We start from the raw sequence: 21,478 nt of genomic DNA on the forward strand, positions 1-21,478 counted from the left end.
TCCATGCAGCCTTTCAAACCCAGCCCGCCCCGCCCTGCCGTCGATGAGCCGGCGCCGCCGCAGGAACAGCTGCGCATCGCCATCACCTTCAAAGGCCGTGCCAATACCGGTCCGACCAAGCTGGCGGCGCGCCTGTCTTCGCGCAGCATTCTCAGCTTCGAGCCCGCCCCGGGCGAAATGGAAACGGCGATCGAGGCGCTGCGCCAGCGCGGCTTCATCGTCTCCGGACGCGGGCGCATGACGGTATCGGTGCGCGGCACCGTGGCCCAGTTCGAGGAAGTGTTCGGCACGCGCCTGACCCCGTTCAACCTGAGCCCGAAGCAAACCTATTCGAGCGACCGCGTGTTCTACCCGGCCAAGGGCGCCCCATGGAATCCCGATCCCGCGCTCGCGGCGCTGATCGATGACGCCTATATCCAGTGGCCCCACATCTACCTGGCCGACCCGGGCGCCAGCGCGCGCCCGCCGGCGGTGGGCTATTACCACCTCGACGTGCTCAAGGATGTGCCGGCCAAGCTCAACGCGGCCCATATCCACAAGGAACGCCACCACGGCGAAGGCATCCGGGTTGCCATGATCGATACCGGCTTCGACCATTCGCATCCCTTCTTCACGCGCAACGGCTTCACCTCCTCGGTGGTGCTGGCGCCCTCGGCCACCAACCGCCACACCGATCCGGGCAGCCACGGCACGGGCGAGTCGGCCAATGTGTTCGCGGTGGCGCCGAAAGTGACCTTCATCGGCGTCAAGCTGGGCGACGATGCCGATCCGAACGGCGGCGCCAGCATCCTCGAAGGCTTCCAGGAAGCGCTCAAGCACAAGCCGCACGTCATTACCGTGAGCATGTGCTACGACTTGCGCGACAACAATGGCACCTCCGAACTGAAGGAATTGCCGAACGGCCTGAAACCACTGGAAGCGGAAATCCAGGCGGCGATTGCCAGCGGCATCGTGGTGGTCTTCTCTGCAGGCAACGGCCACTACGCTTTCCCGGCCTCGATGCCGGAAGTGCTCAGCGTCGGCGGCACCTTCGTGGCCGAAGACGGCGCCATGAAAGCGTCCGATTACGCGTCCGCCTTTACCAGCGGCATCTATTCAGGTCGACACGTGCCCGATGTGTGCGGCCTGGTCGGCATGCTGCCCAATGCCGACTACATCATGCTGCCGGTCCCGCCGGGGGCCGACATCGATACCGGCAACGCCGAGCATGACGGCACCACCGCCGGCGACGGCTGGGCCGTATTCAGCGGCACTTCGGCCTCGGCTCCGCAAATCGCGGCCGTGTGCGCCCTGCTGCTGCAGAAAAACCCCAAGCTCACGCCCGCCGAGATCAAGGCCTTGCTGGTGCGCACCGCGATCGATGTGCGCGAGGGCTCGGCCAGTCCCTCCAGCGATCCGGAAGGCAAGGGCATCAAGGCCGGACCGGGCATCGATGGCGCCACCGGGGCCGGCCTGGTCGACGCCTTCGCCGCCTGGCAGCAGGCGTAGCGATGGATTCACCAAGCGAAGTACGGGTTGGCCTGATCGGCTACGGCTTTTCCGGAGCCACTTTCCAGGCGCCGCTGATTGCCTCGGTGCCGGGCCTGCGCCTGACCCGCGTGTGTTCCAGCCAGAGCGAGCGCGTGCTGCGCGACTTTCCGGATGTCGAGGTGGTGGCCGACCCGGCCGAACTGATGGCATCAAGCGAGGTCGATCTGGTGGTGGTCGCCACCGCCAACGCCAGCCATGCGCCGCTGGCCAGGCAGGCGCTGCTGGCCGGCAAGCACGTGGTGGTGGAAAAACCGTTCACCATCACCCTCGACGAAGGCGCCGAGCTCATTGCGCTGGCCGAACAGCGGCAGCTGCACCTGAGCGTGTTCCACAACCGGCGCTGGGACAGCGATTTCCTGACCCTGCGCCAGACCATCGATGCGGGCCTGCTCGGGCCCATCAACATGTACGAGGCGCATTTCGACCGCTACCGCCCCAATGTGCGCGGACGCTGGCGCGAACAGGATTTGCCCGGTTCCGGCATCTTGTACGATTTGGGCGCGCACCTGATCGACCAGGCGCTGGTCCTGTTCGGCAATCCCGATTGCGTCAACTGCGACATGGGTGTGCAGCGCAGCACCGACAGCGGCAGCGACGCCGCCGACGACTATTTTCACCTGACCATGCGCTACGGCGCGCGCCGCGTGATCCTGCATGCATCCTCGCTGGTGCTGCAGGCCGGGCCGCGCTTTACCGTCCATGGCGACACCGGCAGTTTCATCAAGCATGGGATGGACCCGCAGGAAGCGGCGCTGATGCGCGGCGAGCGTCCCGGCACGCCCGGCTGGGGCGTGGAGCCTGAGTCGCTGCACGCGCAGCTCAGTTTCGTGAAGGGGGCGCTGACGGTGATCGGCAAGGCGCAATCGCTGCCCGGCTGCTACCAGGAATATTATCAGCGCGTGGCCGACGCCATCGTCCACGGAAAAAGCTTGCCGGTGACGGCGCGCGAAGGCCTGGCGGTGATCAAGATCATCCGCATGGCCATGCAAAGCCACGCGCAGCAGCGCAGCGTGACGTTCGAGTAGAACCGTAGACTCGTCGTTCCCGCGAAGGCGGGGACGACGGCTCTCTGGTCTGCGGTCTGCGGTCTGCGGTCTGCGAAAGTCTTTTCAAATCGCGACTGCGCTACAAGGATTCGCTGACCCTGAGGTAATCGCGCAGCACGCGCACCACCAGCGCGTGGTCGTCTGCGCCCGGGAGCCCTGCCACGGTAATGGTGCCGGCCACGCCGCTGCCGCGTATCGTCAGCGGAAACGCGCCGCCCAGCGCCGCGAACTGGCGCGGATCGAGCGTGGGAATGGCGTAAATGGTGCCCCCGCCCAGCGTCACCTGCGTGTGCACATGGTAGGAACTGTGCCCGGTGCGCTTGACCAGATTACTCTTGCGCCAGATCCAGTGCGCGTGGTCGGCCGGTGTGCCGTTCATGGCGTGATAGAACAGGCGCTGTCCATGGCGGGTGATGTCCACCGTGATCGCCTGGCGCGCCTCGCGTGCCGCCCGCACCAGCCGCAGGCCGATTTCCAGCGCGACGTCGCTGTTGAAAAACTCGAACTGGAGCAGCTCCTCCTGGCGCGCCAGCATCGCCAGCCGCAGGTACGGATCGTCCCGTTTCACGGCGCCGCCCCGCCCAGCACATCGAGCGCCGCCGACACGTACACCAGCGGCGCATTCCAGTTGATCGCCACTTCGTTGCTGGCGTAGCTGCAGTCGTCGTCGATATACGACAGCGCCGGCAGCGCCGACGGATATTGCGCCTTGCAGTCGCCCTTGTCCTGCTGGCCCGCATGCGGCCCGCCAGCCAGAAAACCCGGCACGGGCGCCGCCACCTGGTCGGCCATCGACGGCCGGTGATGCGGCTGGCGCACCTGGCGCGCGCCGAACCCGGTCACGAACGAATACCCAGTGGCGTTACGCCCCAAGACATAATCGAGGCCGGCCTGCGCCGCGTCGAGGTAATCGCGCTTGCCGTTCAGGCGGTACGCCTGCAGCAGCATCATCGACTGGTTCAGCGCCACCGCATTGCTGCCCCAGACAAAGTCGGCCCCCTGCATCGCCACGCCATAGGCCGAGGCGCGCCATCTGGCGGTCAGCGCCGCGGCCAGGCCATCGATGCGCGCGGCGATCAGGGACTGATCGGCCACCGCGCTCAGGCTTTTCCGGTGGTGCGCAAGTGAGATCCATGCCAGGCCGCGCACGTCGGCCCATTCGGGCACGCTAGCGCTCACGCCGGCCGGCTTCATGGCCGCGTAGTAGCTGTCCTTGCCGCTGCTGATATACAGTTCGGCCGCGGCCCACGCGAATTCGTCCTCGAAAGTGGCGTCGCCGTATTCACCCGTGACCACGCCCGGCGGATTGCGAAACGCCATGGCCGGATTGGCGCGCGCCCATTCCCACGCAGCTTCGGCCGCGCGCAGCATCTTCGCCGACAGGCCGGGACGCTGCTGCTCGTAGGGTTTGAGCACGCGGCTGGCGGCCGCCATGGTGGCGGCGAAATCGAGCGCCACGGCCGTCCCCTTCTGCACCACGTAGCGCGGTTCGTTGCTGGCCTGGGCGGGCATGACGATGCCGTCGAAACGCAGGTTGGTCAGCTTGTTGTACACGCCGCCGTCATGCGGGTCCTGCATGGTCAGCATCCACTCCAGGTTCCACAGCGCCTCGTCGAGGATGTCGGGCAGCGTGTTGCCGCTCTCCGGAATGGCGCTGCGCTGGCGCGCAAAATAATCCGGAAAATGCTCGAACGCGGCCAGCAGCGTGTAGGTCGAGATGCCCGAATTGACGACGTACTTGTTATAGTCCCCGGCATCGTACCAGCCCTTGGGGCTGGAGATAACGGTGCCTTCCGGCCGCGCCTTCGATGCGGCGGAGGCATGCACCAGCACGCGCGAGTCGGGATGCCCGGCCGCCCGCGCATACGCGCCGGCGTGGGCGGCGTCGAGCGCCATGCCGGAGCGGTTGAAATAGAACGCCTTGAGCGCGGCGCGGTTCAGGTCAGCGTACACGCCGGCGCGCACCGCGAACGGCTCGGAGGTCGCGGCGCCGGGGGCGCGGATGCGATAGTCGCCGGGCCGCGTCAGGGCCGAAAAATCGGCCAGCATGACCGTTTCGCCCGACTCGCGCCAAACGGCGGCCGGCCCGGCGCGGCCGCGCCAGGCGACGGCGCCGCTGGCGGCGTCGATCACCTCGACCTCGCCGGCAGCGCCGGCCGGCAGCACGGCCACCTTGTGCGCCTGCGGCAGGAAACCGAGCTGGTTGACACGGATCGTGCCGGCAGAGGCGTTGGCATATGCGCCGGCCGCCAGCAGAATCGATAACAGGCAGGCCGGTGCGCGCCTCATGCCGGCACCGCTCGGGAGTTCTCCGGATCTTCGCCGGCCGCTTCGTCGATGTAGAACGGCGCGAACCAGGTGGCGATGAATGATGGAATGGTGGCGACCATCACGAAGATGAAGTAGGTAATGTAGCCCATCCACTCCTGCAGATGGCCGCTGATGGCGCCCGTGACCATGCCGCACAGCCCCATGATGCCGGTGCCGAAGGCGTAGTGGGTGGTGGTGTACTTGCCCGGCGCGAGCTGCTGCATCAGGTAGATCATGAAGCCGACCGCGCCGAAGCCGAAGAAGAATTTCTCGATCATCACGCCGGCCGTGATCAGCGACAGGCTCGTTGGCAGGTAGACGGCCATGATCAGGAAGGTCACGTTCGGGATGTTCACCGCGCAGCACAGCACGAACAGCGTTTCCCTGAGGCCGCGCTTGGCCACGTACAGGCCACCGAGCAGGGACCCGAGCAGCACAGCCGCCAGGCCGTAAGTGCCGTAGATAAGGCCCAGCATTTCGTTGTTCAGTCCCAGCCCGCCCTTGGCGACCGGATCGACCATGAAAAACGGACCGATCTTTTCCAGGAAGCCGATACTGAGGCGGAACAGGAAAGCAAAGGCGATCATGCGCCAGATGCCGCGCTTCTGGAACAGGGTGACGAAGGAATCCATCAGGATATGCCCGGCCGCCTTGACGCTCGATGGCGTGTTCTCGGCGCGCGCGCCGTCCGGCATGAAGCGCGCGTGCCACAGTGCCAGCACCAGCGTCAGGCCGGCGACCAGGAAGAAAATGATGCGCCACGATTCGATCCAGTCCGGGCCGAACACGGCGGCGTCGTGGTGGAACACGTTCACGTGCAGCCAGCCGCTCAGGTACACCATGCCGCCGGCGGCGACGATCGGGCCGACGTTCCAGCTCAGGCTCTGGATGCCGCAGTACAGCGACTGCGCGCGCGAATCGAGCGAGGTGACGTACACGCCGTCGCTGGCGATATCGAGCGTTGCGCCGACGAAGGACAGGGCCCAGAACAGCGCCATCAGGATCGCCATGTAGTTCGGCAGCGCCATGACCAGCGCGATGCCGATGAAACCGAGGCCGATCAGCACCTGCGCGCACAGCACGAAGAACTTCTTGGTGCGGTACATTTCAACGAAGGGCGCGAATAGCGGCTTGACCGTGTACGCCAGGATCAGGAGGCTCGAATACTGGGCCGCCTTGCCGTTGTCCATGCCGAGATTCTTGAACATGATGGCGGTAACGGTGGTCAGCATCACGTAGCCGAGCGCCATCATGAAGTAACCGGTCGGCACCCACAGCAGGGGCGAGACGGACGGTTTAGAAGCGTGCATGGTCGTTTTCCATTTCAAGAGGATGCTGCGGCAGGGGCGCCGGCGACACAGCGCGCGGCGCGGGGCCGCTTAGCGCCAGGTCGGCCAGATGCGCCGACAGGATCGCTGCCGCGCCCAGCATGGCAGGATATTGGGCGGTGATGACCAGCGTCGGAATCTGCGCGATGAAGGCGCTGAAACGTCCCTTGTTTTCGAAGCGCGCCCGAAACGGCGACTGAGCGAAATACGCACCCAGTCGCGGCACCACGCCGCCGCCGATATACAGGCCGCCGCGCGCGCACAGGGTGACCGCCAGGTTGGCTGCGACGGTGCCCAGCATACCCGAAAAGCAGTCCAGCGTTTCACGGCACAGGGGGTCGCTGCCGGCCAGGCCGCGCTCGACGATTTCGGCCGTGGAGAGACTGGCGTCGACCTGCAGGCCGCGTTTGGCGGCCAGTGATTCGCGAATGAGCACGATGCCCGGTCCGGAAACGATGCGCTCGGCCGAGACATGCTCGTAACGCTGCCAGCAATGCTGCAGGACCGCCACTTCGCGTTCGTCGAACGGCGAAAAGGCGACATGCCCGCCTTCGCTCTGCACCGCCACCCAGCGCCCGTCGACCGGCACCAGGGCGGCCACGCCCAGGCCCGTGCCGGCGCCCACCAGGCCGATCACGCCGGTGGCGACGGCCCGGCCGGAGCCGATCTGCTCCAGGTCCGACGGCCCCAGGGCCGGCAGCGCCATCGCCAGCGCGGCGAAGTCGTTCACCACCAGCAGGGTATCGAGACAGAGCGCCTGGCGCGAGGCGGCGATCGAAAACGCCCAGTGGTGATTGGTCATCTTGACGGCGTCGCCGTCGACCGGGTTGGCGATCGCGATGACCGCATGGCGCACGCGCCGCGCCGGCAGGCGGTTTAAATAGGCGCGCACAGCATCGTCGAACTGCGCGTAGTCGGCGCAGGCCAGGGTGTGTACGTCGCCCACCCGCCCGGCGCCGTATTCGAGCGCGAAGCGCGCGTTGGTGCCGCCGATGTCGGCCAGCAGGCGCGCACCATCGGCATAGGAATCATGAACCATGTTGCCTCCAATGGAAGAACAGTCGATCAGCGCTGGCGCTGGGCGGACAGGAAATCGCGGTACCAGATGGCGCTGTCCTTGAGGGTACGCGCCTGCGTCTCGTAATCGACATGGACGATGCCGAAGCGCTTGGCGTAGCCGGAGTTCCATTCGAAGTTGTCGAGCAAACTCCAGAGGAAGTAGCCGCGCACGTCGACGCCCTGCTCCATGGCCGCCTTGAGCGCGTCCAGGTGCGTCTGCACGTAGGCGATGCGCGCCGGGTCGGCCACCTTGCCGTCGCTGACCGCGTCCGGATTGGCCATGCCGTTCTCGGTGATGTAAATCGGCGGCAGCATGTATTCGGCATTGAGCTTGACCAGCAGCTCGGTCAGCCCCTGCGGGTAGATCTCCCAGCCCATGTCGGTGAAACCGAGCTTGCCGGGCGGGGTGCGCGGCGGCGTTTCGGCGCTGCAGAAAGAGCGGAAGTAGTAATTCACGCCGAGGAAGTCGATCGGCTGGGCGATGGCGGCCATGTCGCCGTCGTGCACCACCGGCGCGTTCTCGCCGTGCGCGCGCAGCGCCAGTTCCGGATAGCGGCCCTTGAAGATCGGGTCCATGAACCACTGCACCGAACGCGCGTATTCGAGTTCGGCCATGGCACGGTCAGCCTCGGAATCGGTGGCCGGGTCGGCCGTCCACTGGTTCAGCACAATGCCCAGCTGGGCCGAGGCGGCGGCGGCGCGCATCGACGTCATCGCCAGCCCGTGCGAGAGCAGCAGATGATGCGACACCTGGATCGCCTGCCTGGCGTCGGCCACCCCAGGCGCGAACTGCGCATTGTTGTAACCGAGGTTGGCGCTGCACCATGGCTCGTTATGGGTGGCGATGGCATCGATGCGGTTGCCGAAGCGGCGCGCCACTTCGTGCGCGTAGTCGGCGAAGCGGTGCGCGGTGTCGCGATTGAGCCAGCCGCCATCGTCCTGCAAGCCTTGCGGCAGGTCCCAGTGGTACAGGGTCAGGTGCGCCTTGACATCTTTCGCCGCCAGTTCGTCGAGCAGGCGGTCGTAGAAACCGAAACCGGCTTCGTTCCAGGCGCCCTTGCCGCTCGGCTGGACGCGCGCCCAGGCCATCGAGAAGCGGTAGGCATCCACGCCCAGCGACGAAATCAGGCCCACGTCTTCGCGATAGCGGTTGTAATGGTCGCAGGCGACGGTGCCGTCGCTCTGGTCCTTGATGTTGTTCGGGTTCAGGCAGAAGGTGTCCCAGATCGATGGCCCCTTGCCGTCAGCGTTGGCGCCGCCCTCGATCTGGAAAGCGCTGGTCGCGACTCCCCACGTAAAGTCGGCAGGGTAGTGATTGGATTGGTTCATTTAGAGCTCGATATCGGTGGGGCGATGACGGGACGCGCGGCGCCCGTCCGGGCACGCCGCGCCGTGGTCCGCTCCCCCGGGGGGGAGCGGACAAGGTGGCTGACTTAGAAGTCGACGCCGGTGTTGAAGCCGATGGTGCGCGGCGGCAGGTACTGCGCCACCCACGGACCGAAGGCATTGGCGGCGCTGGTCTTGATGTTTTTGTCGGCCACGTTACGCACGTAGGCATCGACCCACCACTTGTTGGCCGTGTAGCGCAGGCCAAGGTCGGTGCGGGTGTAGGCTTTCTGGCGGTCGCCCTCGCCCAGGTTAAAGACGCTCAGCCAGGATGCGGTTTCGTAGTGGGTCGAGATGCGCGGGATCACCGTGGCGCCGCCGGCCAGCTCGAACGTGTGCTGGTACTGCAGCTGCATCGAGAACTTCGGCGCGTGCGGCATGGTGTTGCCGCTCACGTCCAGGCAGTTGCTGATGCCGGGGATATCGCACTTCGGCAGCAGGTAATCGTTGGTGCCGCCAATCAGCTTGCCCAGCTTGGCACGGGTGTAGGCCATGGTCAGCTGCAGCTTGTCGTCGCGCGTGAGCTTGGCCGCGATTTCCGATTCCAGGCCCCACACGGTGGCGCCGTCGGCGTTGTTGGTGGCCAGGCCGCGGGTGCCGTCCGGATTGGTGATCGGGGCGCTGAACTGGAAGTCCTTGAAGTCCGAGTAGAACAAGGCGTTGTTCACCTTGATCATGCCGCCCATCAGGGTGCTCTTGCTGCCGAGTTCATAGTTGGTCAGGGTTTCGGCGCCGTACGGACGGCCGCCATCCTGCAGACCGCCCGACTTGTAGCCGGTCGAGACGCTGGCGTAGACCATGTTGCTGCGGTCGATGTCGTAGTTCACGCGTACCAGGCCGGTGGTCTTGCTGCCGTGGTAGACGCCGTCGTTCGATGGATTGTTCGGCACATAGCCCTGGCCCGGAATGCGCGGATCGATCGATGGGCTGACCGGTACCTGGGCCACGTCCTGCGTTTTGTCCCAGGTGTAGCCGTTGCCGCCCTGGTTGGTGCGCTTGTCCTTGGTGTAGCGCAGGCCGGCGGTCAGGTGCAGCTTGTCGCTCATGTTCCAGGTGGCCTGGCCGAAGGCGGCGGTCGAGTCGACCGTCTGTTTCGGCTGGATGAAGGAACCCTGCCAGTTGACCGTACCCTCCTGCGTGCCGTTGAAGATCGGGATATCGAAGCGCATGTCGTTCTTTTCGGCCGCGTAGTACAGGCCGAGCTGCCAGTCGATCGTTTTCTTGCCGAGCGATTGCAGTTCCAGTTCGTGGCTGTGGTTCTTGTAGTGCGAGGCCACGGTGTTGTTGGCCTGGTAGGTCGCGCCGGTGGCGAAACTGGTCGGTATCGCCACGCCGCCGTCCTGGTCGAAGGTGGACGAGCCACTGAAGCGCGACACGCCGGCGATGTAGTGCAGCGCCAGCGAGTCGTTGATGGTGTATTCCAGGCGCGAGCGGATCGCGTCGGAATCGCGCTTGAGCGTTGGCGCCACGTCGGACAGGGTCGACCAGAGGTCGGTGCCGGCGCGCGGGGTTTGCAGCAGGTTCATGCTCGGGGTGCCGCGGTCGGCGTATTTTTCGTACGCGACGTTCCACTTCACCGCCGGGGTGATGTTCCACAGCAGGGACAGGCGCACCGCGGTCTGGTCCTGGGCGCCGTATTGCGGGCCGTTGGCGACGAACAGGTTCGGATTGATCGGACGGAAATCGGCATCCTTGCCGCCGCCGGCCTTGAAGGCCGCGCGCTGGTCCGCCAACGGAATGGCCGGCAGCTTCTGGTAATCGATGTAGCCGTCGTGCTGTTCGTGCACCGCGGCGATACGCAGGGCCGCCGTTTCGCCGAGCGGAATGTTGAAGGCGCCGCGCGAACCGAGGCGCTTGTAGTTGCCCATGCCCGCTTCGATACTGCCGGAGCGCTCGCCGATGACCGGTTTCGTGGTTTGCATGTTGACCGCGCCGACGGTGGAGTTGCGGCCCCACAGCGTGCCTTGCGGGCCGCGCAGCACTTCGATCGCTTCCAGGTCGAACAGCAGCGAGGTGGCGCCTTCCGGACGCGGCGAGTAGATGCCGTCGATGAAGCTGGCCACTTCCGGATCGGCGTATTCGGTCTTGGCGCTGTCGTTGCCGATGCCGCGCAGGGTCATGGTGATGACGCCATGGTCGCCCTGCCCGGTAGCCTGGAAGCCCGGCACCAGGTTGACGACGTCCTGGATGGTTTGTACGTGATTGTCCTGCAGCGCCGCGGCGTTGATCGCGGTGATCGCGATCGGGGTTTTTTGCAGCGGCGTCGAACGCTTGGTGGCGGTGACGACGACTTCGGGAATCACGTTCGAGTCGGCGCTGGCGCTGCTTTTGCTGACCGCAGGCGCTGCCGGAGCTTGCGCCACATCCTGGGCATGCGCCGCATTGATACCTGCGAGCAAAGTCAGGATGGCAAGTTGAATTGGGGCGCGAACGCGGCGAAACGCCTGGGTGGCGGTAGATTTCATGCAGTCTCCATTCGGAATTGACCGATTTTTGTTGTTTAACACTTTGGCTGGGCGAGAAAACGTTTTCAGATTACGTGAAAACGATTTCATGGTACATTTCGGTGCATTCCAAAGTCAAACGAAATATTCTGGTGCGACCGGATTTGTCATATTCGCCACACATGGCCACAAAAAGGGGCAATTCATGAAAGCGTTTCATAACGTGTTGATCGTCGGCGGCGGCACCGCCGGCTGGCTCACCGCCTGCTACCTGGCGCGCACCCTCGGCACGGCCGGAGCGGGCGCGGCCGGCGTGAGCATTACCCTGGTCGAGTCGCCCGAGATCGGCATCATCGGTGTCGGCGAAGGCACCTTCCCGTCGATCCGCGCGACCCTGGCCGCGATAGGCATCGACGAAGCGCGCTTCGTGCGCGAATGCCAGGCCACCTTCAAGCAGGGTGTGCGCTTCAACCACTGGGTGCGCCCGGCCGGTGCGCCCGGCGCCGACCACTACTTCCATCCCTTCAGCCAGCCGAGCCAGCGCCAGGGCGGACCCGAATTGCTGCCGCACTGGCTGCAGGGCACTGCCGGCGCCGGCATCGCCTTCGCCCAAGCGGCGACCATGCAAAAGCGCGTGGCCGATGCCGCGCACGGGCCCAAGCGCCTGGGCGACGCCGACTACGCCGGGCCGATGAACTACGCCTACCACTTCGACGCCGGGCGCTTCGCGGCCCTGCTGGCCGAGCATGGGCGCTCGCTGGGCGTGCGCCATGTGCAGGCCACCGTGGAACGGGTCGAACTCGATGCCGGCGGTGCGCTCGCCTGCGTGCACACGCGCGAACACGGCGCGCTGGGCGCGGACCTGTTCGTGGACTGCACCGGTTTCAGGGCGGCGCTGATCGGCGACGCGCTCGGCTCACCGTTTCGCAAGATGGACGACGTGCTGTTCGTCGACCGTGCGCTGGCCATGCAGGTGCCCTACCCCGCGCCCGATACGCCGATCCCCTCGTACACCATCTCCACCGCGCACGAAGCCGGATGGACCTGGGACATCGGCCTGCAGCAGCGGCGCGGGATCGGCTACGTGTATTCGAGCCGCCACACGACCGACGAACGCGCCGAACAGGTGCTGCGCCAGTACATCGGCCCGGGCGCGGACGGGCTCACGCCGCGCCAGCTGAAACTCAACATCGGCTACCGCGACGTGCAGTGGGTGAAAAACTGCGTGGCGGTCGGCCTGTCGGGCGGCTTTCTGGAGCCGCTCGAATCGTCCGGCATCGGCCTGATCGAAACGGCGGCCTACCTGATCGGCCACCTGTTCCCGTTCAACGGCGACACGGCGCCGGTAGCGGCCCAGTTCAACCGCCTGATGCGCGAACGCTACGAGCGCGTGGTCGACTTCATCAAGCTGCACTACTGCCTCTCCCAGCGCACCGATTCGGCCTTCTGGACCGACAACACCGACCCGCGTTCGATTCCCCCGTCACTGCGCGACAAGCTGGCCATGTGGCGCTGCCGCCCCCCGCACCGGCTCGACTTCGTGGCCGACGTCGAGATGTATCCGACGTCGAGCTGGCAGTACGTGCTGTACGGGATGGAGTTCGCCACCGGCCTGCATGCGAGCGCCTGCCATCCGGCGCGGCGCGCCGAGGCGGCCGCCGAATTTGCCATGATCGCCAAACTGGCCGGGCATGCGCTGGCCGACCTGCCGCCGCACCGCGCGCTGGTCGAGCACCTGTGCCAACGACGATGAGAAACAACCGATGAGCAATAACGACAATAGTCCCGTGACCCTGCACCAGGTGGCGCACGCCGCCGGCGTTTCGCCAGCGACCGCATCGCGCTTCATGAACGGCACCGCCAGGGTGTCGGACGACAAGCGGCGCAGCATTGAAGAAGCCATCGAACGCCTGAACTACAAGCCGAACCTGGTGGCGCAGGGCCTGAAAATGGGCAGCACCCGCACCATCGGCGTGCTGACGCAGTCGCTGGTGAGCGGCTACTTCAACGACGCCATGGTCGGCATCGAGGATGCGGTCAAGGCGGCCGGCTATGCGCTCCTGATCATGAGCGGGCACTGGCACGCGACCGAGGAAGCCGAGCGGGTCGAACTGCTGATCGGGCGGCGCGTGGACGGCGTGGTGATCCTGACCGGGAACATGAGCGACACCCAGATCCTCGATTTTTCGCAGCGCGTGCCGATCGTGGCGTTCGGGCGCAAGCTCGAAGGCGAGCGCGTATTCGGTTTCGTCCTCGACAATTACGGCGCCGCGTGCGAGGCCATGGAACTGCTGATCGAACAGGGCCACCGGCGCATCGCCTTCATTCGCGGCTCCGACGACCAGGAAGACGCGCACGCGCGCCTGGCCGGCTATCGCGACACCCTGGCGCGCCACCGCATCGAGCCCGATCCGGGACTGATCGTGGCGGGCGACTTCCAGGAGTCGGGCGGGCTGCAGGCGGTCAACCAGCTGCTCACGTCGGGGGCGCGCTTTTCCGCCATTTTCGCGGCCAACGACCTTAGTGCCTATGGCGCGCGCCTGGCGCTGTACCGGCGCAGCATCCGCGTGCCGGAAGACGTGTCGATCATCGGCTTCGACGACCTGCATAGTTCGATGTACACCACCCCGCCCCTGACCACGGTGCGCCAGCCGCTGTACGACGTCGGCTCGTGCATCGGGACCATGATGCTGGGGATGATCGGGCATCATCAGGTGAAGGTGCCGTTGCCGGCACTGAGCCTGGTGGTGCGGGAGTCGGTCAGGCGGCTGACATAGGAACGCGCTGTTTTCTTCGCCGCCGGCCGTTTCGCCATCTCAATCAAGCCAATCGAACGCATCTGACGACCAAGCGCGGCGCCACCGACGCGGCCGCCGTGAGCGAGCTGGTCGACTGGTACCGGGCTCGCTGGGAAATCGACATGCTGTTCGGGGCGTTCAAGAATGGTTGAGGCGTGGAGGTGCCGCGGTTGGACAATGTCGATCGTGTTGAAGGGGCGCAGGCGCGGTGGTCCACACGGTCGTCGATCGGGAAGTTTTCGCAGTATGTTCTGGTGACGACGAATACAAACGCGCCACCTACGACAAGCCGGGAATTCCGGCGGACGCGTCGGTGTTCGTCATTTATATAGAAACTGAATCGCAGCAAATACGCCGCTTTACGCGTACCGTGTGGCCGATCAAACCGTCGCAAGCAGGCGAGAATATCCCGTTGCACCAAGCGATGGATGCCGCGATCCAGTTCAATCTGAACCAATAACACGGCTTTGCCGGAACTCTCGCGTCAAGATTGCGTCGAGGCCGGCCCGGGTCAGTTGTCGCTGTCGCTCATCACATTGCGTTTGCGACAACTCAAGGTCGCATAGCGTCCTCCCGGAAGATCGTGGTCGATGACTGTCGCCTGCATCCCGGCGCCGCCATCCACATTCTCTTTTGGCCGGCAGAGATTGCGGGGTACGGATTTTTTTAGCGCTGCCGTATTCCTCACAACGCTCAGCGCGACCGCAACCACGGCCGGAGTGCAAGGTCTCCCTCCACCGGGGAAGCGGTACCGTGCCGTCATCGATTCAGCGTCCTGTGAATATCAGGACGACACCCAGCCAGCGTGACCTGAACGCGAGCGTGAGAGCGACCGCCATCGCATTCAAAGCGAGGCACATGACCCATAAGACCGTGCCGAACGCCGGCCCATTGCGCCATATTCAAAGCACCAGCCCGGCGCCAAGGCCCAAGGCGCAAGGCGCCATTCAGGCTCCAGCGTAACCTTTAGGAACGCCGGGACAAAGACGTTTGAGAAAAGTACTTAAGCAGTTGCTTCATCTTGATCGCAGGATTGGTAAGGGCTGAATATGCGCCGCAGCCATGGCATCCAGCTTTAGCCAAGCATGTGATAGCGCAATTTCGGCGTCAGGTGGCCGCTTCTGGCCGAACGTGGGCTGTCGATACCGGCCGGTATCGCCTCTTAAGGGCCATTCCCAAAAATTCTCGATAGCGGACAGTCGCGTCCTTGTGTGCGTAGCTGCTTCAATGAGATTGAATGGCAGTGCCAACCACGTCACACGAAGGGCATAAGAATACGTAAGCGATTCCCATGTCGGCACCAAACATGATTCGGTTCGTACTAACGAACTGTGCAAGGAAATGCATCGTATTTTCGCATGACGGACAGACCGGCGTGGTATCGGCTTGAATCCAATTAGCCCGTCCTCCAACCCGACTAATCGTCTGATGTTTTTTGGGGTCAATAGGAACAAGCTCCAATGGACGATGAAGAAACTTTTCCGATTCAGTCATGCCTCCTTCTTCAGGATAGCGAAGCACCACCGGCACGTCGGATGCATAACTGATGCAAGTTAAGCTTGATGTCTCAGGCAATGCACAGCTAAAGCAGCATGCAACCTCAATTTTTTCATGTTTCCAACGTAGCTCAGAAAACTCTGGAGATTGCGCGTCAAATAAGGCAATTTGGCCAAAAATCTCATCGCAGTTTGGGCAGGAAATTGGAGTGGCTGTCGTCCCACCGAAGATGTGAGGCTGTATTTCAGCCTTGGCAGCGCCGATCTTCATTGCGAACTGTTGCGTCAAGACAGGGGGGCGCGGTGTGCGATTGGTCGTTGCGAATATATTGGCTAGACTTTCAATTCGCTCATTGACAACTTCCATATCCGTGGTTTGATTTCGAAAGCGCAGCTGACCTGGTCCAATAATCAGCCATTCAAATTTTCCGACTTTCAGCTTCTCCAGCCCTTTTCGAATCTCTTCATTTCTAAAGAAATTTTTTGAGTCTTCGTTTGATACGCTAGGAATATAGGCAGGGCATGATTCACTAAAAACTTCACCGAATGCGTCGAGCCCATCGTATTCCGAAGGATGCGTGGCGTTATCGCGGCCTTCAAGATTAAGTGAAACCATAAAATCACCGGCACGGAAATTCTGCACCCAAAGATCAAAACCTCCATCGAATACCATAAAACGGCATTGCATATTCCTGTATGTAGCTCTTACCTCATACGCTGCATGGGTGTACGCGACACCTTGCGCTCTAGTGCGCCCTCCAAATAGCTTGGCCAATCCTTTTGCAAACGCCTTGGCAGCCTCTGCCATTTTTTCTTGATCGACCTTGTATTGGGCATGCCCTCCGATGAAATCTCTAACTAAGCCAGATGCACTATCATTCTCAAGATAGTGACGTGCTGAAATATCCCATGCATCATGATTAATTCCATCTCGACGCGAAAGCGATGCCCCTTTCTGCGCAAGCAACGTCACAATCTCATGATGATGAAAACGAGCGGCCCACATTAACGCCGTCCATCCTGTTTGATCACGATAATCAATATCCGTTACTCCTGCCAAGGCCGTTACTACAGCTGCCTTGCTTCCTGATTTAGCGGCAGAGATTAGCTGTTCATTTCGACCATGGTCCAAGGAGGGAGCAGTATTATTCATTGTTTTTCTGGAAGGAATTTCGTGTTAAAAGCATGCCAACTCGGTTTTTAGCACCATTGATAGGGAACGTTAATTGGCGGAGGACTGAGTCGCAGAGCCCCTTTAACCTGCAACTGAGCGTCCGCTGTTGAAGAAGCTGACCAACAGCAACTGGCCGGTTCGCGCCGTTATCATAGCCGCGAGGCGCGCTGCCAATGACGCACGATTGCACGCGCTTTGTGCCGAAGTTCCTGCGGAAGCACTGCTGTTGTCGAAATCAGTTTCACGAACTCGATTATTTCAGTATCTATTGCCGCTCCCTGCTCAATCCAGCCCACGGCAAGGCTCTGCCAATACCCGGTAGGCGTGTCGGCGGGCCAGCGCAACCCCGCAAGAAGTACATCACGGACAGTAGCATCATCCGCGCGGTACTGCGCAAGCGGCACTTCAAGTCGCACTAGTAGAGAACGTTTGTCCATGATAAGTCCTGATAATTTCGTGTACAAATCGAAATGTCCGCATTTGGTCCGAAAACGGACCGTAGCAATGGCTCAGTGTACGATGTTGCTGCCACGCCGCGTGCGAGACGCAGCAACGCGCCACCGGCAGCTGCACGCCATTAGCCAGCATCATGGCCTGGCCTTCCGGTTCATGGCGCGAACCTGTACCGTCGAGTTCCTCGGGATAGTTGATTTTGCCGGCATCGTGCACTGCCACCCCCAACTCGATCAGGCTGGCGTCGAAGCGGACCTCCAAGCCGGTGAAGGCGTTCATGAGTTCATCGGCGGCTTCGCCGACCAGTTGGAGGTGACGCAGCAGCCGCTCGTTTGCGCCGAGAGCGCGGAGCAACGCATGGGCATCGGAACGGTCAAGCAACATGGGTCTATCCTGCGTTATATATATCGGCTCACGGATGCATGGGATGTCCCGCGCTGCCAATCTGCGGGATCCGACAATCAGCCGGCTCACTCACCATCCGATCAATGCAAAGAAACTGCGCCGCACATTCGCCCCGCCGGAAAGCAATCGGTCGACGGGTTAGCGCCAGGTTTGCCGGAAAGCGTCGACGTGGTTGACGATATCTTCAGGCGCGAGGCTCAGCACCCACTGCTCGAACGACAGCGCAGGGTCGTGCGGCACGTTCATGAAGTTTGCCCGGCACGCGGCCATGAATTCGCCCAGTTCCCTGCCCTGGTAGCCGGTTTGCGCGGCGACGAGCGTGCCGTTCCAGACCAGTTTGGCGCGCTTGTGGGTGTCGTGTTCCTCGATCGCCTTGAGATACTGCGGGCGCGCCTCAAGGAAGATGTCGTTGAAGATGCGCTGTTCCCAGTCGGCCCGCTCACGCTCGCGCTCGGGCGAGCTCCTGCCGCCATCCCAGGCTGACCAGGTATAGCGGTCCAGTTCCGGTTTGTCTTCGATCCAGGCCAGGAATGCGGTGTACGACGGGCGCTTGGCGTCGCGCACGCGGCTGGCGGCGTTGCGGTTGTCGAGCAGGTAAATCTGGCGATGGAAATACGGGGTCGAGGCGGCGAAGCGGAACACCTCGTCGAGCGTCTCGAAGCCGGCCAGATAGCGCGCGTGGTCGTAGCCGAGCAGGGCGAACGTTTTGGCGACGTCGCGCGTGATGAGGATCTCGGCGAACACCTGGTCGTTGTCACGCAGGAGTTTCCACAGGCCGTCATGGCCGTACTTGAGGCCCATCTTGTGGGCGATCCGGCCCATCAGGTTGCCCAGGTCATTGAAGGCGTAGTACGACGCGGCGAATGCCATTTCTTCGGCCGGGGTGGTGATCAGGTCGATCTGCATCGACCGGAAATCGAAGGAGACCACGTCGCCATTGACGATCAGGTCCTGCGGCGCAAAGGCGGCTTTGACCTGCTCGATCCAGTCGGCTGGCAGGTGGGTCGATTCGATCAGGATGTCGCTGTCGCCGAAGGTGTCCTTCTGGCCGTAGGCGAGGATCGGCTGGCAGCGAATTGCGGGGAACAGCGCGCGCAGCTTGTCGATCGTGGCGGCGGTGATGGCGGCGTAATCGGCGGCCGGCTGGCGGGTGACGCCGACGTGTTTCATGGCGTTTCCACCCATGGCAGTTTCCTTTGTTATGTGCGGATTTTCGACAGCAGCTTGGTGGTCGAGCGGTCGTGTTCGAAATCGATGGCGACGGCCCGCCCGCCGTAGGCCAGCACGGCCCGGCCTTCGGGAATGGCTTGCATGTCGTAGTCGCCGCCCTTGGCGTAGATATCCGGCCGCGCTTCGAGCACCACTTCGAGCGCGGTGTCTTCGTCGAAGTCGACGACCAGGCTGACCGATTCGAGCGCGGCCAGCACGGCCATGCGGTCGCCGGCGCTGTTGAGCGGACGGTCGTCGCCCTTGCCGAGGCGCTTGACCGAGGCGTCGGTGTTGGCCGCGACCACCAGCGAGGCGCCCAGGGCGCGCGCTTGCGCGAGGTAAGTCACGTGGCCGCGGTGCAGGATGTCGAACACGCCATTGGTCAGGACCACCGGTTTGGGCAGGGCGGCGACGCGGGCGGCAAGGTCGGTGCGGGTGCAGATTTTGTTTTCGAAGTCGGGCATGGGAGGCTTACTCTTCCTCTTCCTCATCGACCGCCATCGACAGATCATTCGAGCGCGATGCGGTGGCGGTGCCGGGCTCCTTGCGGTCGCCGCGCAGCTTGATCTGCAGGCGCAGGCCGTTGGCCGAGTCGGCGTTGCGGATCGCTTCGTCGTAGCCGATCTGCCCGCGGTTGTACAACTCGTACAGCGCCTGGTCGAAGGTGCACATGCCCAGCTCGCGCGACTTGTGCATGATCTCCTTGATCGACTGGAAATTCCCCTTCAGGATCATCTCGCTGATCGTGGCCGTATTGAGCAAGATCTCGATCGCCGCCTTGCGCCCCTTGCCGTCTTCGGTGCGCACCAGCCGCTGCGAGACGATCGCGCGCAGGTTCGACGACAGGTCCATCAGCAACTGGTTGCGCCGCTCTTCCGGGAAGAAGTTGATGATGCGGTCCATGGTCTGGTTCGAGTTATTCGCGTGCAGGGTGCCCAGGCACAGGTGGCCGGTCTCGGCGAACGCGATCGCGTGCTCCATCGTCTCGGTATCGCGGATCTCGCCGATCAGGATCACGTCCGGCGCCTGGCGCAGCGTGTTCTTCAGCGCCGCGTGCCACGAATGGGTGTCCACCCCCACTTCGCGGTGCGTGATCAGGCAGCTCTTGTTCCTGTGGACGTACTCGACCGGGTCTTCCACCGTGATGATGTGCCCCGCCGAATTGGCGTTGCGGTAATCGATCATCGCCGCCAGGGTGGTCGACTTGCCCGAGCCCGTGCCGCCTACCACCAGCACCAGGCCGCGCTTGGTCATCACGACCTCCTTCAGCACTTCCGGCAGGTCGAGTTTCTCGAAATTCGGGATTTCGGATGCGATCGTCCGCACCACCATCGCCACGCACTGCTGCTGCACGTAGACATTGACGCGGAAACGACACACATTCGGCAAGGAAATTGCAAAATTACATTCCATTTCCTTCTCGAACTCATTGCGTTGCTTGTCGTTCATTAACGACAGGGCCAGCGCACGCGTGACTTCGCCGGTGAGCTTTTGCTGACTCATCGGTTTCATGGAGCCCTGAAACTTCATGCTCGGAGGAAAATCGGCCGAGATGAACAGATCGGAACCACCCTGATGGTGCATCACGGTCAGTAATTTATGGATGTAGGCCTGCGCTTCCAGAGGGCCAAAAGTGGTGGACATGCTCGCCTTTCAAATGGTCGGCAGGTCGAAAATCCGCCTGCGGCACAATTATATCGACTGCATTCCGGTAGAATATAATTTCTTTGCTGACGCATAAGCAACTTCGTGTCACGACAGTCGCGCCGCGCCTGTCTTCTTCCTGCCCGCACCCTTATGACCCTGACTGAACTGAAATATATCGTTGCCGTCGCGCGTGCGAGACATTTCGGACACGCCGCCGAAGCGTGTTACGTCGCCCAACCCACGTTGTCGGTCGCCATCAAGAAGCTCGAAGACGAGCTCGGCGTGGTGCTGTTCGAGCGCGGGGGTGCGGAAATTTCCGTCACCCCGCTCGGGGCGCAGATCATCGCGCAGGCCGAACGCGTGCTGGAACAGACCGCCGCCATCAAGGAGCTCGCCAAGCAGAACAAGGACCCGCTGGCCGGGCCCCTGCGCCTGGGCGTGATCTACACCATCGGCCCGTACCTGCTGCCGCCGCTGGTGAAGAACATCATCGAGCGGGTGCCGCAGATGCCGCTGATCTTGCAGGAAAATTTTACCGTGCGCCTGCTCGAACTGCTGCGCCAGGGCGAACTGGACGCGGCCATCATGGCGCTGCCGCTGCCCGAACATGGCATGTCGATGCAAACCCTGTACGACGAACCGTTCGTCGTGGCCGTGCCGCAAAACCATCCGTGGGCCAAGCGCAGCGCTATCTCGGCCCAGGATTTGAAATCCGAAACGATGTTGTTATTAGGCAACGGTCACTGTTTCCGCGACCAGGTGCTGGAAGTGTGTCCGGAAATGGCGCGCTTCTCGTCGCCGGGCAATGGCATGCAGCGCACCTTTGAAGGTTCGTCGCTGGAAACGATCCGGCATATGGTTGCCAGCGGCATCGGCCTGACCGTGCTGCCGCGCGCCTCGGTGCCGGACATGCATTCGCGCAGCAGCATGCTGGCCTTCGTGCCGTTCGAGGCGCCGGTGCCCGAGCGGCGCGTGGTCATCGTCTGGCGCAAGAGTTTTACCCGCCGCGCCGCGATCGAAGCGGTGTGCGAGGCGGTTGCCGCCTGCGACCTGCCGGGCGTCGAGATGTTCGTGCCCGATCGGGTCGTTCCCGAGAGGGATATGCAACCCGCTGCACGATGATCGGCACGCCTGGGCCGGCCACGCCCGCAGCGGGGAGCGCCTGCTCGGCGCGCTCTTGGCCATCGCCACCT

General features: G+C 63.3%; 19 protein-coding genes. 6 read left to right on the forward strand and 13 right to left on the reverse strand.

Translation table 11 applies throughout. The annotated features are described in order from the left end of the window. Window positions 1–3 precede the first annotated feature (3 nt). Window positions 4–1,488, forward strand: coding sequence for a S8 family serine peptidase (locus RBA40_RS21440; protein WP_306649768.1), 1,485 nt, complete (start codon window positions 4–6; stop codon window positions 1,486–1,488). 2 nt (window positions 1,489–1,490) lie between these two features. Then, window positions 1,491–2,555, forward strand: coding sequence for an oxidoreductase (locus RBA40_RS21445; RefSeq protein ID WP_306649769.1), 1,065 nt, complete (start codon window positions 1,491–1,493; stop codon window positions 2,553–2,555). Window positions 2,556–2,655: 100 nt separating this feature from the next. On the opposite strand, the gene RBA40_RS21450 is transcribed toward RBA40_RS21445, so the two are convergent. The 6 genes from RBA40_RS21450 to RBA40_RS21475 form a co-directional block, all read right to left on the reverse strand. Further along, complete coding sequence (locus RBA40_RS21450; protein ID WP_306649770.1) at window positions 2,656–3,144, reverse strand: heme-degrading domain-containing protein; 489 nt, start codon at window positions 3,142–3,144, stop codon at window positions 2,656–2,658. Continuing rightward, window positions 3,141–4,865, reverse strand: a complete 1,725-nt coding sequence (locus RBA40_RS21455; protein ID WP_306649771.1) for a glycoside hydrolase family 9 protein — start codon at window positions 4,863–4,865, stop codon at window positions 3,141–3,143. Before RBA40_RS21455 ends, RBA40_RS21450 begins: the two co-directional genes overlap by 4 nt. After that, window positions 4,862–6,196 carry an MFS transporter gene (locus RBA40_RS21460; RefSeq protein ID WP_306649772.1) on the reverse strand — a complete coding sequence of 445 codons (1,335 nt, stop codon included), beginning with the start codon at window positions 6,194–6,196 and terminating at the stop codon, window positions 4,862–4,864. The genes RBA40_RS21455 and RBA40_RS21460 overlap by 4 nt, the downstream gene beginning before the upstream one ends. Then, window positions 6,183–7,253: a glucokinase gene (locus tag RBA40_RS21465; RefSeq protein WP_306649774.1), complete on the reverse strand. Its 1,071-nt coding sequence runs from the start codon at window positions 7,251–7,253 to the stop codon at window positions 6,183–6,185. The genes RBA40_RS21460 and RBA40_RS21465 overlap by 14 nt, the downstream gene beginning before the upstream one ends. Window positions 7,254–7,279: 26 nt before the next feature. Next, window positions 7,280–8,602 (reverse strand): GH1 family beta-glucosidase, encoded by a 1,323-nt coding sequence (locus tag RBA40_RS21470; protein WP_306649776.1) that lies wholly within the window; start codon window positions 8,600–8,602, stop codon window positions 7,280–7,282. Between the two features lie 104 nt (window positions 8,603–8,706). After that, window positions 8,707–11,124 (reverse strand): TonB-dependent receptor, encoded by a 2,418-nt coding sequence (locus RBA40_RS21475; RefSeq protein WP_306649777.1) that lies wholly within the window; start codon window positions 11,122–11,124, stop codon window positions 8,707–8,709. Between the two features lie 184 nt (window positions 11,125–11,308). On the opposite strand from RBA40_RS21475, the gene RBA40_RS21480 reads away from it, so the two are divergent. From RBA40_RS21480 to RBA40_RS21490, 3 genes are all read left to right on the forward strand, one after another. Further along, window positions 11,309–12,856 carry a tryptophan halogenase family protein gene (locus RBA40_RS21480; RefSeq protein ID WP_306649778.1) on the forward strand — a complete coding sequence of 516 codons (1,548 nt, stop codon included), beginning with the start codon at window positions 11,309–11,311 and terminating at the stop codon, window positions 12,854–12,856. A 10-nt stretch (window positions 12,857–12,866) separates the two neighbouring features. Continuing rightward, complete coding sequence (locus RBA40_RS21485; RefSeq protein WP_306649780.1) at window positions 12,867–13,880, forward strand: LacI family DNA-binding transcriptional regulator; 1,014 nt, start codon at window positions 12,867–12,869, stop codon at window positions 13,878–13,880. Between the two features lie 229 nt (window positions 13,881–14,109). Beyond that, entirely contained in the window at window positions 14,110–14,361 is a 252-nt protein-coding gene (locus RBA40_RS21490; protein ID WP_306649781.1) for a hypothetical protein, read from the forward strand. Between the two features lie 307 nt (window positions 14,362–14,668). Here RBA40_RS21490 and RBA40_RS33580 read toward each other — a convergent pair whose 3' ends face one another. The 7 genes from RBA40_RS33580 to RBA40_RS21520 form a co-directional block, all read right to left on the reverse strand. Continuing rightward, window positions 14,669–14,803 carry a DUF3325 family protein gene (locus tag RBA40_RS33580; protein ID WP_374710528.1) on the reverse strand — a complete coding sequence of 45 codons (135 nt, stop codon included), beginning with the start codon at window positions 14,801–14,803 and terminating at the stop codon, window positions 14,669–14,671. Between the two features lie 322 nt (window positions 14,804–15,125). Further along, on the reverse strand, window positions 15,126–16,550 hold the full coding sequence (locus tag RBA40_RS21495) for an ankyrin repeat domain-containing protein (RefSeq protein WP_306649782.1): 1,425 nt from the start codon (window positions 16,548–16,550) through the stop codon (window positions 15,126–15,128). A gap of 170 nt (window positions 16,551–16,720) precedes the next feature. After that, window positions 16,721–17,008: a hypothetical protein gene (locus RBA40_RS21500; protein ID WP_306649784.1), complete on the reverse strand. Its 288-nt coding sequence runs from the start codon at window positions 17,006–17,008 to the stop codon at window positions 16,721–16,723. Next, window positions 16,977–17,408, reverse strand: a complete 432-nt coding sequence (locus RBA40_RS21505) for a hypothetical protein (RefSeq protein ID WP_306649785.1) — start codon at window positions 17,406–17,408, stop codon at window positions 16,977–16,979. The genes RBA40_RS21500 and RBA40_RS21505 overlap by 32 nt, the downstream gene beginning before the upstream one ends. A 159-nt stretch (window positions 17,409–17,567) precedes the next feature. After that, window positions 17,568–18,599, reverse strand: a complete 1,032-nt coding sequence (locus RBA40_RS21510) for a nucleotidyltransferase family protein (RefSeq protein ID WP_306649787.1) — start codon at window positions 18,597–18,599, stop codon at window positions 17,568–17,570. A gap of 29 nt (window positions 18,600–18,628) precedes the next feature. Beyond that, window positions 18,629–19,102, reverse strand: coding sequence for an adenylyltransferase/cytidyltransferase family protein (locus RBA40_RS21515; RefSeq protein ID WP_306649789.1), 474 nt, complete (start codon window positions 19,100–19,102; stop codon window positions 18,629–18,631). A 7-nt stretch (window positions 19,103–19,109) separates the two neighbouring features. Beyond that, window positions 19,110–20,282: a PilT/PilU family type 4a pilus ATPase gene (locus RBA40_RS21520; protein WP_306649791.1), complete on the reverse strand. Its 1,173-nt coding sequence runs from the start codon at window positions 20,280–20,282 to the stop codon at window positions 19,110–19,112. Window positions 20,283–20,435: 153 nt separating this feature from the next. Between RBA40_RS21520 and RBA40_RS21525 the strand changes: the two genes are divergently transcribed. Then, window positions 20,436–21,407: a hydrogen peroxide-inducible genes activator gene (locus RBA40_RS21525; RefSeq protein ID WP_306649793.1), complete on the forward strand. Its 972-nt coding sequence runs from the start codon at window positions 20,436–20,438 to the stop codon at window positions 21,405–21,407. The last annotated feature ends 71 nt before the right edge of the window (window positions 21,408–21,478 follow it).

It is taken from the genome of Massilia pseudoviolaceinigra, assembly GCF_030846505.1.
Classification (GTDB): Bacteria; Pseudomonadota; Gammaproteobacteria; order Burkholderiales; family Burkholderiaceae_D; genus Telluria_A; species Telluria_A violaceinigra.